The organism is Streptomyces sp. NPDC093586 (assembly GCF_044764905.1).
Lineage (GTDB): Bacteria > Actinomycetota > Actinomycetes > Streptomycetales > Streptomycetaceae > Streptomyces.
This window is the reverse complement of record NZ_JBIWJA010000029.1, coordinates 38,643-55,590: the sequence shown is the minus strand read 5'-3', so window position 1 is coordinate 55,590 and position 16,948 is coordinate 38,643. Positions and strand designations below refer to the sequence as shown.

Below are 16,948 nucleotides of genomic sequence, written 5' to 3'. Positions count from 1 at the left end.
GACCTTCGTTCCGTACGACGTATCTCGTGTGGTGCCTGCTTGGTGCTGGGTGATGTGCGGTGTGGTGCCGCCGCCGTCGGCGCCGCGGGCCGTGCGGCGCGGTCAGACGCCGGACTGCTCCATGCGGCGGCGCAGGCTCGCCGGCCGCAGGTCCGTCCAGACCTCTTCGATCCGCTGGAGGCATTCCTGCCGCGAGCCCTCGGTGCCCTCGGCGTGCCAGCCGGCCGGAAGTTCCCGGTCCGCGTCCCAGATCGAGTACTGCTCCTCGTCGTTCAGGACGACCCGGTAGGTGCGGTGGTCGGTCTGCTCGTCAGCCATGACGGTGTCCCTTCGGTGGTCGGATGCGCGCCCAGCGTCCGACGGCGACCTATACCGGGGCTCTTACCGGCTCTCTTACGGGCCCTGCGGGCTTGCACACCGCCGGCTGCGCGCGCCGGTCGCCCACCGCACGCCGACGCCCCCGGAAGACGGCACGCGGCCCGGTCCCGAGGGGGGTCGGGACCGGGCCGCGTGGGTCCGGGGGCGGTGCGGGGTCGTGTCCGGCGGGTCCTACTCGCGGGCTCCGATCAGCTGCACGGCACGGGCCCGCAACGCCGCGCCGACCGGCAGGACCGTGCCGAGGAGCGCGAGCAGGGTGGAGACCACCGCCACGCCCGCGACCACCGCGTACGGCGCGACGATCGGGGTGGTGCCGAAGAGCTGGAACAGCGCTCCCCAGAGTCCGGCCAGGTTGACGGCGGTGGCGGCCAGCGCCAGGACCACGCCGAGTGCGGACACGAGCAGCGACTCGGCGACGAAGAACCGCAGCACCTGCCGGGGGGTGGCGCCCGCGGTGCGCAGTACCGCCAGGTCGCGCCGGCGGTCCGCGGTCGCCATCAGCAGGGTGTTGAGGATGGCGATGAAGCAGAACAGCATGATGATCACGGCGGTGGAGCGCTGCCGGACCTCGGTCAGGTGGCGGGCGTAGGCGGACTCGGAGGCGACCAGTTCGTCCCGCGTCATGAGGGTGGCGCCGCTGCCGGCGACCGCCTTGCGGATGGCGGCGGTGGCGGCCTCCCGGTCGGTGCCCTCGTCCAGGGTGATGTACGCGCGGCGGGCCAGGCCGTCGCGCGCGAACAGCGCGGTGGAGGCGAACCGCGGCGGCAGGTAGGCCACGTCCTCGCCGCGCAGCGCCTCGTACACGGCGGCCACCTTCAGGCGCGCGGTGCTGCCGTCGGCCATCAGCACGGTCTGCGTGGAGCCCAGGTCCATGTGCCACAGGTCGGCGACGGCCATGCTGTTCTCGTCGAGGTCGTCCAGGGAACCCTCGACGACCTTCAGGTCCATGGTCCGCTTCAGCGCCTCGGGGTCGACGACCAGGCCGTCGTTCTCGTCGTAGCGGTCCTCGTCCTTCCAGTAGACCGTGGTGAGCAGCGGCGCGGCGATCTTCACGCCGGGCACCTCGGCCACCCGGTCGATCACCTCGGTGCTGATGCCGGGTGTGTCGTCGGGGGCGAGGGCGTACTGGGAGACGACCCGGTTCTGCAGGCCGCTGTCCCGGGCGGCGCCCAGGGAGTCGGTGGCGGCGAGCAGCGAGAACGCCAGGCCGACGGTGAGCAGGATCGGCGCGGCGGTCGCCGCGGTGCGGCGGCGGGCGGTCAGCGCGCTCTCCCGGACCAGCAGGGCGGTGGGGCCGGCGGCGTGGCGCCAGGGCCACATCAGCAGCCGGGTCAGCGGGCCCACGGCCAGCGGCGCGAGGACCGCGGCCGCCAGTACCGGCACCATCAGCGAGATCACGTACACCGTCGGCGAGAGCACCGTCACCGGGGAGCCGGTGGCGATCCACGCGGTCCAGCCGACGCCCCCGAGCAGGGCGGCGGCGCCGAGCAGGGCGCGGCCCCGGGTGACGCCCGTGTCGTCCACGGCGGCTTCCCGCAGCGCCTCGACGGGCTGGATGGAACCGGCCCGGCGGGCAGCGGCGGCGGCACCGCCCACCGACACCAGCAGGCCCGCCAGGAAGGCGGCGACGAGCGGTGCCAGCACCGTCCAGTGCAGGGACGGGGTGACGGTGAACCAGTCCGGCGACACCCCCGCGGAGATCAGCATGTCCGCGAGGAGCTGTGCCCCGAACAGGCCGAGGGCGGTGCCGGCGGCGGCGGCGAGGCCGCCCACCAGGAGGGCCTCGTTGCGGACCATCTTGCGCACCTGCCGGGGCGTGGCGCCGACCGCGCGCAGCAGGGCGACCTCCCGGCGGCGCTGGACGACCGCGAAGGCGAAGGTGGACGCCACCACGAAGACCGCGGTGGTCCCGGCGACGCTCGCCATCACCGGCACCAGGGTGATCGTGTTGTCCAGGGTCTCCCGGTCCTCGGCCTCGCTGGCGTCGGCCTTGTGCCGGTCCTGGCCGGTGAGGACGTCGGCCCGGTCGCCGACGGCGGTCTCGACCGCGTCCGCCGGGCCGAGCGCCACGAGGGAGTCGATCCGGGGGGACAGCCGGGCGGCCTCCGCCTCGGAGAAGAAGACGGCGTCCTCGTAGCCGACGGGGGCGACGGTGCCGCTGACGGTGTACGTCCGCACGGTGGACGCGGTCAGCACGGTCACCCGCTCACCGGTGCGGGCCTGGTCGGAGGGGACGACGATCTGTCCGTCCCCGGCGGGGGCGGCGCCGTCGGTCAGGCGGTAGCCGCCGAAGCGCGCCACCGCCCACGGGTGTCCGACCTGGTCCTCGGGGCCGCCGCGCACCTGGGCGTAGAAGGAGCGGTCCACGACGGTCGGGCCGGTCGCGGCGACCTGGTCGCGCAGCTCGGTGCTCAGTCCGCGGGCCGCCTCGGGGGAGCGGACGCCCAGGTCGTGGTGGGCCGTGTCCCAGCCGTCCGACGGCGGGCGCACCACGGTGGCCGCGCCGGCGAAGCGCTCCACCGGCCGGTCGGGCAGGTCGAACGCGGTCGTCACCAGCAGCCCCATGGCCGCGATCTGCGCCACGCCGAGGACGAGCGCGACGACGGTGCCGAGGAACGACACCCAGCGGGCCCGCAGGGTCTGGAAGGCCACCCTGATCACGAGGACACCGCCAGATGCGTCATGCGGGCGGCGACGTCCTCGGCGGTCGGCTGGTGGAGCTCTCCGACGAAGCCGCCGTCGGCGAGGAAGAGCACCCGGTCCGCGTAGGCGGCGACGTTCGGGTCGTGGGTGACCATGACGATGGTGGTGGTCACCCGGCCGTCGGCGTCGGCGCCCCGCCCGGCCAGTGCCCGCAGGGTGACGAGGAGTTCGCGTCCGGTCGCCATGTCGAGAGCACCGGTCGGCTCGTCCGCGAAGAGCACGGCGGGCCGGGCGACCAGGGCACGGGCGATGGCCACCCGCTGCTGCTGTCCGCCGGACAGCTGGCTCGGCCTGCTGCCGGCCTTCTTCTCCAGGCCGACCTGGGCGAGCGCCTGCCGTACGGCGCCGCGCTGCGGCTTGCGGCCCGCGAGCCGCATCGGCAGGGCCACGTTCTGCTCGGCGGTCAGCGACGGCAGCAGGTTGAACGACTGGAAGATGAACCCGGTGGAGGCGCGGCGCAGTTCGGTGAGCCGGGTCTCGTTCAGGCCGGAGGTGTCCTGCCCGTCGATGAAGACCCGGCCCGACGTGGGACGGTCCAGCCCGGCCGCGCACTGCAGCAGGGTCGACTTGCCGGAGCCCGAGGGCCCCATGATCGCGGTGAAGCTGCCCCGCGGGAAGGACAGACTGGTCTCCCGCAAGGCACTCACCGCGCTGTCGCCGGACCCGTAGGTCTTGGTGAGCGACTCCAGCCGCACTGCGTCATCCATCGGTTCTCCGCGCTTCGTGTGTGAGGGGATCGGCCGGCGTCCCGTCCACGACGGAGGCCGGCGCGGGCACGTCCGGGGCCGGCAGCGCTGCCGGTGCCGGAGGCGTGTGCTCCGCGTCGGGAGGTTCGATGCTGTCTGCGCGGTCCTCCCGGGCCGCTCCGTCCCTGCTGAAGACGACGGCCGCGACCAGGGCCAGCGCCGCCATCACCGCCGACAGCACCATCAGGGCGGCGCGGCTGCCGACCGCCTCCAGCAGGTATCCGGTACCGAGCGCGCCGAGCGAACTCGCCCCGGACACCAGGAGCATGACGACACTGCCGACCCGCCCCTGCATGTCGTTGGGGGTGATGCGCACCTGGTAAGACATGCCGGAGACCGTAACAGTGGCTCCTATAAACGACGTTATGTAGAAAAGCACCCCAAGTGCCAAGGGTTGCCGGAAAAACACCGCTGTGGGCATCACCACGGCCCAGGCGGTGTGCGCGAGGATCATGATCTGCCGCATCGGCAGCCGCCGGTTCAGCCGGCCGCCGGACAGCGCCCCGCACAGGCCGCCCATGCCGCCCGCCGCCATGATCAGACCGATGGTGCCGGCGGCGCCCCCGTCCTCCCTGATCACCACGGCGACGGTCAGGATGAGCCCCTGGAAGACCAGGTTGCTGGCCGAGATGATCAGCAGTGCCGTCCTGAAGTAGGCCCGTCCCCACACCCAGGCGAACCCGGCCGCGATATCGGCCCGCATCGGGCGCCCGGCGCGCGGCCGGCGCGGCGGCTGCCGCTCGCCCCGCAGCCGTACCAGGGTGATCAGCGAACCCAGGTAGAGCGTCACGCTGGACAGGAACGGCACCCACGCCGACAGGCCGAACATCGCCCCGCTGGCCGGGTGGCCGACGAAGTTGACGCCGCGGGAACGGGCCTCGTTGGTGGCCATCGCCGCGCCCAGCTGCTGCGACGGCACCACGTTGCGCACCATGGCCCGTTCCGACAGCTGGTAGAAGACGGTCATGCTGCTCTGCACGAACGCCACCAGGGCGATGTGCCACACCCACACCTGGTCCCCCAGCAGGGAGACGGCGACCGTCGCCACGGCGATCATCCGCACCACGACGCACGTCATCATGACGCGCCGCCGGTTCATCCGGTCCACCAGGACGCCCGCGGGCAGTTGCACGAGCAGCGCGGGCAGCAGCCCCGCGAACCCCACGATGCCCGCGGCGCTCTCCGACCTGGTGTGCCAGAGCACCAGCAGTGTGAAGGCCATCCCGGAGCAGCGTTCGGCCATCACCGACATCGCCGAGCCGGTCCACAGCAGCCGGAAGTCGCGGTAGCTGCGCAGCGAGGGCAGCTTGTGCCTGTCCTCGCCGTCGGGGCGGGCTCTGCGCTTTCGGATCATGAGCGGACGGCCCGGCACCATTCGAGGACCGCCATCGCGCTGTGCAGCTTGTGCGTGGCCTGGGTGAACGCCAGGCTGGCCGGGCCGTCGAGGACGTCCGCGGTGACCTCCTCGCCCCGGTGGGCGGGCAGGTCGTGCAGGAACACCGCGTTCGGGCTGGCCTCCCACAGGGCGCCGGTCACCTGGAACGGGGCGAACACCGTGCGCCAGTCCGCGGTCGGCTTGCTGGTGCCGGTGGTCTGCCAGCGGGTGGTGTACACGACGTCGAACCCGGACGGCAGGCCCGCCATGTCGTGCTGCTCGGACACCTTCGCCCCGCTGCGCGCCGCCTGCTCGCCGGCGGTCGCGAGGATGCCGGGAGCGAGACCGTACCCGGGCGGCGTGCGCAGTTCCAGCTCGGTGCCCGGGTAGCGGGTGAGGGCCAGGGCCAGCGCCGCGGCGCTGTTGTTGCCCTCACCCACGTACAGCACCCGCAGGCCCTCGACCCGGCCGAAGCGGCAGTGCAGAGTGGTGAGATCGGTGAGCCCCTGTGTCGGATGCTCCTCCGCGGTCATCGCGTTCACCACGGACATCGGCCCGGCCGCCGCCCAGGAGCGCAGCTCGTCCGTGGCGTCCGCGGTCCTGGCCACCAGCAGGTCCAGCATGCCGGACAGCACCCGGCCGGTGTCCTCGGTGGTCTCCCCGGTGTTCAGCTGGAGGTCGCCGGGCCCGAAGGTCACCGTCTGCGCGCCGAGCCGCAGCGCCCCGCTGGTGAAGGCGGTACGGGTGCGGGTCGAGGTACGGCGGAAGTAGACGCCGACCACCTCGTCCCGCAGCGGCTTGGCGACCGCCCCCGCGGCGAACTCCGCCCCGCGGGCGACCAGCGCGTGCAGATCGTCGTCGGTCAGATCGGTCAGTGAGATGAGGTGGCGCATGCGGACGTCCTTCACTCGGTGGTCAGGAGGTTTCGGCGAGCTGTGCGTCGATCTCGGCCCGGACGCGGTCCTCGATCTCCACGGCCAGCTGGGCGATGGTGGGCCGCTCGAAGACGACCCGCATCGGCAGGTCGAGGTCGAAGTCCTGCTGCAGCCGCGAGACGAGGCGCACCGCGAGGATGGAGTGCCCGCCGATGTCGAAGAAGCTGTCGTGCGCACTGGCGTCCTTGCCGAGCAGGTCGCTCCAGACCGCGGCGATGCGTTCCTCGGTGGGGGTGCGCGGGGCGACGTAGGAGTCGCCGGCGGTCTCGTCGGGGTCGGGCAGGGCACGACGGTCCAGCTTGCCGTTGGCGGTCAGCGGCAGCGCGTCCAGCTGCACGTAGAGGGACGGGATCATGTACTCCGGCAGCACCTCGGCCAGATCCGGCACCTCACCCACGACGTAGGCGACCAGCCGCTGGTCCTGCGAGACGACCACCGCCGCGTCCGTCACCTCCGGACGCGCGATCAACGCCGCACGCACCTCACCCAGCTCGATGCGATAACCACGGACCTTGACCTGATCATCGATCCGGCCCAGGAACTCCACCGCACCGTCCGACCGCCACCGCGCCAGATCCCCCGTACGGTACATCCGGCTCCCCACCGGCCCGTACGGATCCGGCAGGAACTTCTCGGCCGTGCGGCCGGGATCCCCCGCATAACCACGGGCCACGCCCGCACCACCGACGAACAGCTCACCCACCGCACCCACCGGCACCGGCCGCAGGCCACCGTCCAGAACACGCATGGTCATGTTCGGCAGCGGACGCCCGATCGGCACCACACCCTCGAACGCCTCCACCAGCGGATACACGCAGGTGCCCACCGTCGTCTCGGTCGGCCCGTACTCGTTGAGGACCGCCCCGTCCCCCAGGACCTGACGCCACCGCTCCACCAGAGCACCCGGCAACGCCTCACCCGCCACCACCACCCGGCCCGCCAACGCCGCGATCTCGTCGTCCGACAACTGACCCGAGAGGACTTCCAGATGCCCGGGCGTCATCTTCATGAAGGAGAACGGACGAGCCTCCGACAACGCCTCACCGAGACCGGTCAGTTCACCGTCGAACAGCCAGGTGCGCTGTCCGGCCGCCAGCGGCGCCCACACGTTCGGCACCACCAGGTCGAACGCCACCGACGAGAACACCGGCGCACCACCCGACCCGGCCGACGCCAGCTCCCGCACCGCCCAGTCCACATGGTTGACCAGACTCCGGTGCGACACCTGCACCCCCTTGGGCCGGCCCGTCGAACCCGACGTGAACACCGTGTACGCCACACCGTCCAGGTCCACCTCCACAGCGGGTGACGAATCCGGGAACTCGGACAGCGCCGGGTCGTCCACCCGCACCACCGGCACCTCGAACCGGTCCGCATACGCCTGCGAGGTCACCGCCACCGCCACACCGGCATCCGCGACCATCCCCGCGATCCGGCCCACCGGCAGCACCGGATCCATCGGCACATACCCCGCACCCGCACGCCACACCGCCAGCAACGCCACCACCAGATCCACCGAACGATCCAGCAGCACCGCCACCGACGACTCACGGCCCACACCCGCCCTGCGCAACGCATGCGCCAGACGATTCACCCGCACATCCAACTCCGCGAACGACAAGACCTCACCACCCGACACGACCGCCACCGCATCCGGCCGCTCGGCCACCCACCGCGCGACCAGCTCCGGAACCGAGCGATCCGGCACCGACACCACCGAGTCGTTCCACAGGCGGAGCAGGCGGTGTTCGTGGACGGTGGTGAGGTCGATGGCGGAGAGCGGGGTGTCGGGGGCGTCGACGACGGCCTGCACGAGGCGGACGAAGTGGTCGGCCATGCGCTCCACGGTGGGGTGCTCGAAGAGCGAGGTGGCGTACTCGAAGGCACCCGTGAGGGACCCGTCCGCGTGCCGCCAGACGAACAGGGTGAGGTCGGTCTTGGCGACCTGCCAGGCTCCCTGGAAGGCGTCCATGAGGACACCGTCGGCGGCCACCGTGGTGGCGCCCTCGTCCTGCAGGTCGAAGGCCACCTGGTAGAGCGGGGTGCGGGACAGGTCGCGGACCGGCTGGAGTTCGTCCACCAGCCGCTCGAAGGGCAGCTCCTGGTGGGCGAAGCCGGAGAGGACGGTGTCCTTGGTGCGGTCGAGCAGGGTGGCGAAGGAGGGGTCGCCGGTCAGGTCGCAGCGCAGGACGAGGGAGTTGAGGAAGAAGCCCACGGTGTCCTGCGTCTCCGGGCGCAGCCGGCCGGTCACGGGGCTGCCGACGCCGAAGTCCTCCTGACCGCTGTAGCGGGAGAGCAACGCGGCGAACGCGGCGAGGAGGGCGGCGTACGGGGTGGCCCCGTGCTGCCGGCCGATGCCGCTGAGGGCGTCGGCGAGGCCTGCGGGTACGGAGAACCGCACGCCCTGGCCGTGCCCGTCGCGACGGGCCGGGCGGGGCCGGTCCGTGTGCAGCTGGAGCTCGGACATGCCGCGCAGGGCGGACTTCCAGTAGTCGAGTTCGCGGTCCAGGACGGCGTCGTCGGAGCGGGCCGCCTGCCAGGCGGCGTAGTCGCCGTACTGGACGGCGGGAGCGGGCAGGTCCGGGGCCCGGTCCTCACCGGCCGCGGCGCACAGTTCGCGCAGCTCGCGCTCCAGGACGACCGTGGACCAGCCGTCGCTGGCGATGTGGTGGACGGTGACGAGGAGGACGGGGCCGCCGAGCGGGACCCGTACCAGCAGGGCCCGCCACAGCGGGCCGTCCGTCAGGTCGAAGCCGCGGCGGAACTGCTCGCCGAAGAGCCGCTCCAGCTCGGTCTCCCCGGCGTCCTCCACACGGAGCTCGACGGGCTGGGCGTCGACGACGACCTGGCGGGGCTCCTCGCCCTGGAGGACGTAGCGGGTGCGCAGGGCCTCGTGGCGCTGCTCCAGGGTGTTCAGGGCGCTGCGGACGGTGGCCTCGGTGGTGCCGGCGGGCAGCCGCAGGAAGAGCGGGGCCACCCATTCGGGGCTGCCGGGGTGCATGCGGTCCAGGAACCAGAGGCGGTGCTGGCCGAAGGAGAGCGGCAGCGGTGCGCCGCGGTCCACCGGCACCACCTCGGGCACGGCGGGCCGGGACTGCTCGATGAGGCGGGCCTGGGCCTCCACCGTGGAGGCACCGAACAGGCCGCGCAACTGGACGTCGTCGCCGGAGGCCTTGGTGAGGGCGACGGCGAGGCGGGTGAGGACCAGGGAGGAGCCGCCGAGGGCGAAGAAGTCGTCGTGCACGCCGACGTTCTCCACCTGCAGGAGCTGCTCCCACACGTCGGCGACGAGGCGCTCCGCGGGGGTGCGGGGCGCCACCCACGGCGTGTCGCCGGTCGTGGCGGCCTCGGAGGACACCGGGTCGGGCAGGGCGGACCGGTCGACCTTGCCGTTGACGGTCAGCGGGAAGGTGTCCATGGGCACGAACTGGGCGGGGATCATCGACTCGGGCAGCCGGCGCCGCAGGAAGCTGCGCAGCTCGTCGCGGGGGATGCGGCGCCCCGCCACGAGGTGCGCCACGAGCCGGGTGCCGCCGACCGCGGTGTACGCCCCGACGACGGCCGACCGCACGTCGGGGTGGGCGTGCAGGGCGGCCTCCACCTCGGCCGGTTCGATGCGGACGCCGTTCACCTTGACCTGGTGGTCGACGCGGCCCAGGTAGGCGAGGCTGCCGTCGGAGCGCCAGCGGGCCAGGTCGCCGGTGCGGTACATGCGGCTCCCGTCGCCGCTGTGCGGGTCGGGCAGGAAGCGTTCGGCGGTCTGCGCCGGGCGGCCCGCGTAGCCGCGGGCGAGGCCGGTCCCCGCGGCGTACACCTCGCCGACGACGCCGATGGGCACCGGGTCGAGTTCCTCGTCCAGCACGTAGACCCGCAGCCCGTCGAGGGGCCGGCCGATGGGTACGGCCTCCGTGTGGAGTTCCGGGTCGAACTCCTGGGCGGTGACGTCGACGGAGCACTCGGTGGGCCCGTACGTGTTCCACACCACGGCGCCGGTCGGCTCGCTCAGCCGGCGGCACAGCTCGGCGTCGAGGGCCTCGCCGGCGGAGAACACCAGCCGCAGCCCGTCGCACCGGTTCCAGCCGGGTTCCTCGGTGAGCAGCCGCAGCACCGACGGGACGCCCTGCAGGACGGTGACGCGCTGTTCGGCGATCGTGCGCACCAGCAGGGCCGGGTCGGCCTCGGCGCCCTGCGGTGCCATCACCACGGTGCCGCCGGCGACGAGCGGCGCGAACAGTTCCAGGGCGGCGGCGTCGAAGGTGAGCACCGTCTTCTGCACCATCCGGTCGGCCGGGCCGAGGCCCTGGCGCCGTACCGTCCAGGACACCCGGTTGGCGATGCCGGCGTGCTCCACCAGCACGCCCTTGGGCCGGCCCGTGGAACCGGAGGTGTAGGTGAGGTAGGCGGCGCCCGCCGGATCGGCGGCGAGCGGCTCGGGATCGGTGTCCGGCAGGGCGTCGAGGCCGGTGGCCGGGTCGTCCAGGAACAGCACCTCGCGGCCGGCCGGGTCCTCGGGTGCCGAACCGCGCACCGTCAGGACCAGCCGGGCGCCGCTGTCGCGGACCGTCCAGGCGGTCCGCTCGACGGGGTGGGCGGTGTCCAGCGGTACGTAGGCGGCGCCCGCCTTCCACACGCCGAGGAGCACGGCCGGCAGCTCGCGGACGCGGGGGAGGCAGACCGCGACCCGATCCTCGGGGCCGGTGCCCCGGTCCCGGAGCAGCCGGGCGACGCGGTTGGCGTGCCGGTCCAGCTGCTCGTACGTCATCGTCCCCCGTGCGTCGTCGACCGCGATGGCGTGAGGGGTACGGGCGGCTTGGCGGGAGATCAGTTCGTGCAGCGGGACAGACATCTCTTCTCCAGAGGTGTTGATCAGGTGCGGGTCTGCGGTGCGGGGACGGCCCTCGGTCAGGAGGGGGCCGTCCCAGGACCTCTCGTTCGGATCGGGCCGCGGGAGAGCAGCAGGACCTGACGACGCCGCAGACGGGCGTGCCAGGCCCGCGTCCTCGGCGTGATCCGAACGCGAGGCCCTAGGGCGTGCGGCCGGGCAGGAAGCCCTCGATGGAGGTGCCGATGCCGCGGGCGCGCGCCTCGTCGCGGACGAACCGGGCCAGCGCCAGGTCCAGCACGCCGAGACCGAACGGGGAGAACACCACGGGCCGGCCGTCCCGCGGCACGGGGCCGGCGGTGCCCCGCAGCAGCGCGCCGATGGACGCGTGGACGAAGTCCCGCCCCCCGGTGTGCTGTTCCGCCAGGTGCGGCGAGGTCTGTTCACGGCACACGTGGTCCGGGTCGTCGACGACGTTGTGGGCGCCGAGGATCGCGGGCACCGTGAGGTCCCGCAGGGAGACGTGCAGCACGACGGTGCCCGGCGGGCAGGCGTCGAGCCCGGTGTACGGGGTGGCGGCGGTGGTCGCGAAGGACACCAGATCGTGTGCGGCCAGTGCCTCGTCGAGACTGTCGCAGTGCCGCACCCGGGCGCCGGGCAGCAGCCGGGCGTGGTCGGCGGTGAAGCGGGCGGCCCGCTCCGGGTCCGTGTCGTACACGGCGAGGGAGTCGAGGTGGGGGTGGACGACCGCGAGGAAGCGGAGCACCTCGCGGTTGATGACGCCGGTGCCGACGAGGGTGACGCCGGTGGGCCGGCGGCCGTCGAGGAGCAACCGGGAGGCGAGCGCGGCGGAGGCGGCGGTACGCCGGGCGGAGATGAGGGAGCCCTCGACGAGCGCCTCGGGATGCCCGGTCTCCAGCGAGTTCAGCAGGATCGCGGCGCTGGCCCGCTCGTGTCCGGTGGCCAGGTTGCCCGGGAAGGACGAGATCCACTTCATGCCGGCGACCTCGCCGCCCGGCGACTCGTCCCCGGCGGCCGCGCCGAGGTAGCCGGGGAGACCGATGATGCGGTCGCGGGGGCGGTCGGGGAAGCGCAGGAAGACGGAGTGCGGCAGTACGGTGCGCCCCTCGTCGTGCCGTTCGTAGGCCTCGGCGACGAGGTCCACGATCTCCTTCTCGCGTCCGGTCAGCAGACCGGCCACCTGCCCGTGTTTGATGATCAGCATGTGCTCACCGCCAGGGAGAGTTCGGGTTCCTGCCACAGATGGGAGACCTCTCCGAAGTGGGCGCGCACCCAGTCGTCGGAGTAGATCGAGTCGAGGTACCGGTCGCCCCGGTCGGGGAAGATCAGGACGACGTTGCGGCCGGCCGGGATGCGGGCCGCGAACTTGCCGAGGGCGGCGATGACCGCGCCCGAGGAGCCGCCCGCGAGGATGGCCTCGCGGTCGGTGAGCGCGCGGCAGCCCACCACGCAGTCCAGGTCGGAGACGTGCACGACCTCGTCGGCCAGCGTCGGGTCGAAGAGGGCGGGCCGCACCGCGGCGCCGTGCCCGGGCAGCAGCCGCGGGGCGGACACCCCGCCGAACAGCACGCTGCCCAGCGCGTCCACCCCCACCAGGGTGGTGGGCAGCCCGTGGTCGCGGATGTGACGGGCGCAGCCGGTGAGGGTGCCGCCGGTGCCGGTGGAGCAGAACAGGTAGTCGACGCGGCCGTCCAGGGCGTCGGCGATCTCCCGCATGGTCCGCTCGTGGGCCAGCGGGTTGCGGGGGTTGGCGTACTGGTTGGGCCAGTACGCGCCCGGGATGGACGCGACCAGTTCCCGCACCCGCTTGAGACGCATCGGCAGGTAGGCCCGCGTCTCGGGGTCGACCTCGGTGACCATGTCGACGGTGACGCGGTAGGCCCGCAGGATCGCCAGGTTCTGCTCGGTGGTCTTCGGGTCGACGACGCAGATGAAGTCGATGCCGAAGTAGCGGCAGATCTGCGCCATGCCGATGGCGAGGTTCCCGGAGCTGGACTCCACCACGGTGGACCGGCCCGGCACCAGCTCGCCGCTGCGGATCCGGCCCAGCAGCATGGAGAGCGCGGACCGGTCCTTGACGCTGCCGCCCGGGTTGTACGACTCCAGCTTGGCGAAGACGCGGGAGCCGAGCCGGGGCAGCAGGCCGGTGAGTTCCACCAGCGGCGTGTTGCCGACGCCGTCGAGGATGCCGTGGAGCACGGGGGCGGTCATGAGACGGCGCCGGGGTGGCCGCCGAGGGCCAGCAGGGCGCGCTTGTCGTCGCCGTCGGTCAGCGGGACGCGGCCGACGGGACGGTCCGCGTCGTCCACGGCGGCGGCGAGGAACCGGATGTACTGATCGAACAGCCGCTCCATGGTGGGCCGTTCGAAGAGCTCCGTGTCGTAGCGGAGGGCGATGGTCAGGCCGTTGGCGTCCCGGGTGACCTCCAGCGACACGTCGCACTGGCCTTCCAGGTGGGAGATCTCCAGGTAGGTGACGGTGAGGTCGCCGACCTGGATCGGCACGCCGGCCGCGGCGACCTCCATGCCGCCGTCGAAGCGGTCGGTGGCGACCATCGTCATGGAGATCCGGTACAGCGGACCGGCCTCCCCGGCGTCCCGCGCGACCAGCGGGAAGGGGTAGGAGGCGCGCGCGGTGGCCTGCCGGATCCGGTCCGCGGCGCGGTCGACGACCTCGCGCAGGGTGGCGTTCCTGGTGATCTCCGCGCGGATCAGCACCGGGTTGACGTAGTAGCCGACGACCTCGCGGGCCGCGGAGCGGCGGACGGACGCCGGGCAGGCGATGAGGAAGTCCCGCATGCCGGTCCACCGGTTCACCAGGGCCTGCAGCGCACCGAGCGCCACGGCGAACTGGGAGACCTCCTGTTCGGCCGCGCCGCGCCGGATCCGTTCCGAGAGCGCGTCGGGCAGCCGGCGCACCAGACTCGCGCCCTTGCCCGCCGGGCCGGCCGGACGGGGCCGGTCGGTGGGGAGTTCGGCGGCCTGGGAACCGGCGCACTGCTCCCGCCAGTAGTCGGCCTGACGGGCGCCGCGCGAGGAGTCGAGCAGGGTGCGCTCGGCCTCCACGAAGTGGTCGAAGTCGGTGGCCGGCGGCTCCAGCCGGGGGGTCCTGCCCGCGGCCAGGTCGGCGTAGGCGGCGAGCAGGTCACGCCAGAGCAGCCACTGGGAGAGGGCGTCGGTGGCGATGTGGTGGGTGACGACGAGCAGCACGGCGTCGGGGCCGCGGCGCAGCAGCACGGCGCGCAGCGGACCCTCCTCGGTGAGGCGGAACGGCACGGCGACCTCCGCGTCCACCGTCCGGCGCAGTTCGGCGTCGTCGGCGCCGGGCACCTCGCGGACCGTGAGGCGGCCCGTCGCGCCGGGGGGCAGGACGCGGCGCCGCGGGCCGGCCTCGGTGTCCGCGTACACCGAGCGGAGCATGGGGTGCCGCTCGGTGACCGCGTCGACCGCCCGCGCCAGGATCTCGGGGTCGGGCGCCGGCTCCATGCGGACACCCCCCGCGAGGTGGTAGGTGGAGCTGTCGGGGGCCAGGCTGTGGAGGAGCCACAGCCCTTCCTGGCCCACCGAGAGGGGCAGCGCCCCGTTCCCGGGATCCGTGTGGGTCATGGGTCAGACTCCCGCCTTGTGCGCCATGAGGAAGTCCGCGACGTCACTGACCCGCAGCAGGTCGCCGACCTTCTCGTCGGGCACCGAGAGGCCGAAGTTTTTTTCCACGGCCGCCAGCAGGTCGATCCGGGTCAGGGAGTCCATGCCGAGCTCCTCGAAGCTGGAGTCGGCGGTGACCTCGGCCTCCAGGTCGGGGGCGGTGCGCAGGGTGAGGTTGATGATCTCGACGATCATTTCGTCTCTGGTCATGGTCGTTCCCATCTCTGTGAGGGTGGTGAGGGTGGTGAAAGGTGGTGAGTGGTGCGGGCGGGCCCGGGTCAGGGCATGTCGACGACCTGGCCGGCGTAGGTCAGGCCCGCGCCGAAGCCGAGCAGCAGGACCTTCTCGCCGGGGGTCGCGCGGCCGCTCTCCTTGAGGCGGTTGAGCGCCAGCGGCACGGAGGCCGCGGAGGTGTTGCCGGTGTCGACGACGTCGTTGACGACGCGGTCCTGCGGCAGCCCCAGGTTGTCCGTCAGGGTGCGGATGATCCGCTTGTTGGCCTGGTGCGGCACGAACCAGGCGATGTCCTCGAGGGCGACGCCGGCGGCGGCGCACGCCCGCAGGGCCACGTCCGGCATGGTGGCCGTCGACCACTTGTAGACCAGGGGGCCGTTCATGGTGACGTACTCGCGGCCGTCGGACTTCTCCGTGATGCCGAGCACCTCGTGCCGCGCGCCGTCGCTGCCCCACACCGCCGGGCCGATGCCGGCCGTCTCGGAGCGGGAGACCACGGCGGCGCCGGCTCCGTCACCGAAGATGACGAAGGTGTCCGGGTCGTTCGGGTCGATCCACTCGCTGGTCCGCTCGGCGCCGATGACCAGCGCGTGCCGCGCCTCGCCGAGCCGCACCGCGTTGGAGGCCATGGCCAGGGAGTAGGTGAAGCCGGCGCAGACCGCGTTCAGGTCGTAGGCGCCGGAGTTCGGCAGACCGATCCGGCTGGCGACCTCGGGTGCCACGCCGGGCATGCGGACGCGGCGGGTGGCGCTGGCCACGATCGTCAGGTCCACCTCGGCCGGGTCGATGTCGGCCTCGACCACGGCCTTCTCCCCGGCCGCCGCCGCCATCGCGGCGATGGTCTCCTCCTCGTCCGCGTGGTGGCGGGTCTTGATGCCGGTGCGGCTCTCGATCCACTCCGGGGAGACCGTCGTCCGCTGCGACAGCTCCTCGTTGCCGACCAGGCGGGCCGGCCGGTAGACAGCCAGTGCGGCTATGCGTGATCCGTGTGTGGTGAGCATCTCTCTTCCCAACTGCGCGTTCGAGTCCCGCACTGCGGCGGGTCGGACTTCGGCGGGTCAGACTTCGGACGGCTCCGCCATGGCCACGGCGATCCGCCGGGGCCCGGTGAACGGCTCGCGCGCGTGCGCGGCCAGCATGTTGTCGACGATCAGGACGTCGTCGCGCTGCCAGTCGAAGCGGACGGACGCCGCCCGGTAGCAGCCGCGCAGGTGGTCCAGCACGTCGTCGGGGATGACCCCGCCGTCGCCGTAGAAGGTGTGCGTGGGCAGGTCCTCGTCGTCGAAGATCGCGCGCAGTCCCGCACCGACCTCCTCGGGCAGGGTGCTGGCGTGGAAGAACGTGACGTGGTTGAACCAGACCCGCTCTCCGCTGACCGGGTGCCGGTGCACCGCGTCGCGGACCGCGGTGGTGCGCAGTCCTCCGTCGGGCCGCCACTCGGCCCGGATGCGCCGCTGAGCGCAGTACGCGACCACGGCGTCCCGGTCCGACGTGTTGAAGGCCTCCTGCCAGGGCACGCCGAAACCGGCGTGGAAGTTGCGCACCACCTGCCAGCCGCGGGTCTCGAACTCGGCCCGCACCTGCGGGTCGACGGCGGCGAGCACCTGGCGGATGTCGGCGAGCGGCGTCGCACCCTGCGTGGTGGGCGGCTCCACGCAGTAGAAGTACAGCGTGCGGGGCCACACCGCCTGGTAGGAGTTCTCGTTGTGCAGGAAGATCTCCTCGGCGGGCGGGTAGTCCGTCGACGTGTAGACCTGCCCCTTGATGGTGGAGCGGGGCGAGGAGCGTTCGGCGTAGGCCAGCGGGGGCGTGCCGGAGAAGGCGCGGACGGTCTGGTCGAAGCCGTCGACGCCGCCCACGTCGAAGCCGCGCAGCAGCAGCGCGCCGCGTCGTGCGAGCAGGGCGCGCAGCTCGGCGCGGTGCTCGGTCAGGTAGGCCTGGATGCCGGTTCCGGGGGCGTCCGGCCGGCACAGGCCGGGCACGGTTCCGTTTCCCCTCCAGCCGGCGGGTGTCTCTTCCGAGGTGATGGTCATGGTCAACTCGCTTGGTCGTCGCGGCGTTCGGGACCCGGGAAGGCGGGTTCGGGGACC

Annotated in this window: 12 protein-coding genes; all 12 read right to left on the bottom strand. The window is 72.9% G+C overall.

Annotated elements, in window-relative coordinates; genetic code table 11:
* Window positions 1-102: 102 nt before the first annotated feature.
* The 12 genes from ACIRFH_RS26320 to ACIRFH_RS26265 all read right to left on the bottom strand — a co-directional run bounded on the left by ACIRFH_RS26320 (window position 103) and on the right by ACIRFH_RS26265 (window position 16,891).
* Window positions 103-318 (bottom strand): MbtH family protein, encoded by a 216-nt coding sequence (locus ACIRFH_RS26320; protein WP_403525540.1) that lies wholly within the window; start codon window positions 316-318, stop codon window positions 103-105.
* A gap of 231 nt (window positions 319-549) precedes the next feature.
* Window positions 550-3,039, bottom strand: a complete 2,490-nt coding sequence (locus ACIRFH_RS26315) for an FtsX-like permease family protein (protein ID WP_403525537.1) — start codon at window positions 3,037-3,039, stop codon at window positions 550-552.
* Window positions 3,036-3,788, bottom strand: a complete 753-nt coding sequence (locus ACIRFH_RS26310; protein ID WP_403525534.1) for an ABC transporter ATP-binding protein — start codon at window positions 3,786-3,788, stop codon at window positions 3,036-3,038. Before ACIRFH_RS26310 ends, ACIRFH_RS26315 begins: the two co-directional genes overlap by 4 nt.
* Entirely contained in the window at window positions 3,781-5,181 is a 1,401-nt protein-coding gene (locus ACIRFH_RS26305) for an MFS transporter (protein WP_403525532.1), read from the bottom strand. The genes ACIRFH_RS26310 and ACIRFH_RS26305 overlap by 8 nt, the downstream gene beginning before the upstream one ends.
* Entirely contained in the window at window positions 5,178-6,095 is a 918-nt protein-coding gene (locus tag ACIRFH_RS26300; protein WP_403525529.1) for an ornithine carbamoyltransferase, read from the bottom strand. Before ACIRFH_RS26300 ends, ACIRFH_RS26305 begins: the two co-directional genes overlap by 4 nt.
* Window positions 6,096-6,117: 22 nt before the next feature.
* Window positions 6,118-10,983 carry an amino acid adenylation domain-containing protein gene (locus tag ACIRFH_RS26295; RefSeq protein WP_403525526.1) on the bottom strand — a complete coding sequence of 1,622 codons (4,866 nt, stop codon included), beginning with the start codon at window positions 10,981-10,983 and terminating at the stop codon, window positions 6,118-6,120.
* A 178-nt stretch (window positions 10,984-11,161) separates the two neighbouring features.
* Window positions 11,162-12,184 (bottom strand): 2,3-diaminopropionate biosynthesis protein SbnB, encoded by a 1,023-nt coding sequence (gene sbnB, locus ACIRFH_RS26290; RefSeq protein WP_403525523.1) that lies wholly within the window; start codon window positions 12,182-12,184, stop codon window positions 11,162-11,164.
* Window positions 12,178-13,191, bottom strand: a complete 1,014-nt coding sequence (gene sbnA / locus ACIRFH_RS26285; protein ID WP_403525520.1) for a 2,3-diaminopropionate biosynthesis protein SbnA — start codon at window positions 13,189-13,191, stop codon at window positions 12,178-12,180. Before sbnA ends, sbnB begins: the two co-directional genes overlap by 7 nt.
* Entirely contained in the window at window positions 13,188-14,585 is a 1,398-nt protein-coding gene (locus tag ACIRFH_RS26280; protein ID WP_403525517.1) for a condensation domain-containing protein, read from the bottom strand. The genes sbnA and ACIRFH_RS26280 overlap by 4 nt, the downstream gene beginning before the upstream one ends.
* 3 nt (window positions 14,586-14,588) lie before the next feature.
* Complete coding sequence (locus tag ACIRFH_RS26275) at window positions 14,589-14,834, bottom strand: acyl carrier protein (protein WP_403525514.1); 246 nt, start codon at window positions 14,832-14,834, stop codon at window positions 14,589-14,591.
* A 68-nt stretch (window positions 14,835-14,902) separates the two neighbouring features.
* Window positions 14,903-15,859 (bottom strand): beta-ketoacyl-ACP synthase 3, encoded by a 957-nt coding sequence (locus tag ACIRFH_RS26270; RefSeq protein ID WP_403525511.1) that lies wholly within the window; start codon window positions 15,857-15,859, stop codon window positions 14,903-14,905.
* Between the two features lie 57 nt (window positions 15,860-15,916).
* Entirely contained in the window at window positions 15,917-16,891 is a 975-nt protein-coding gene (locus ACIRFH_RS26265) for a TauD/TfdA family dioxygenase (protein ID WP_403525508.1), read from the bottom strand.
* Window positions 16,892-16,948 lie beyond the last annotated feature (57 nt).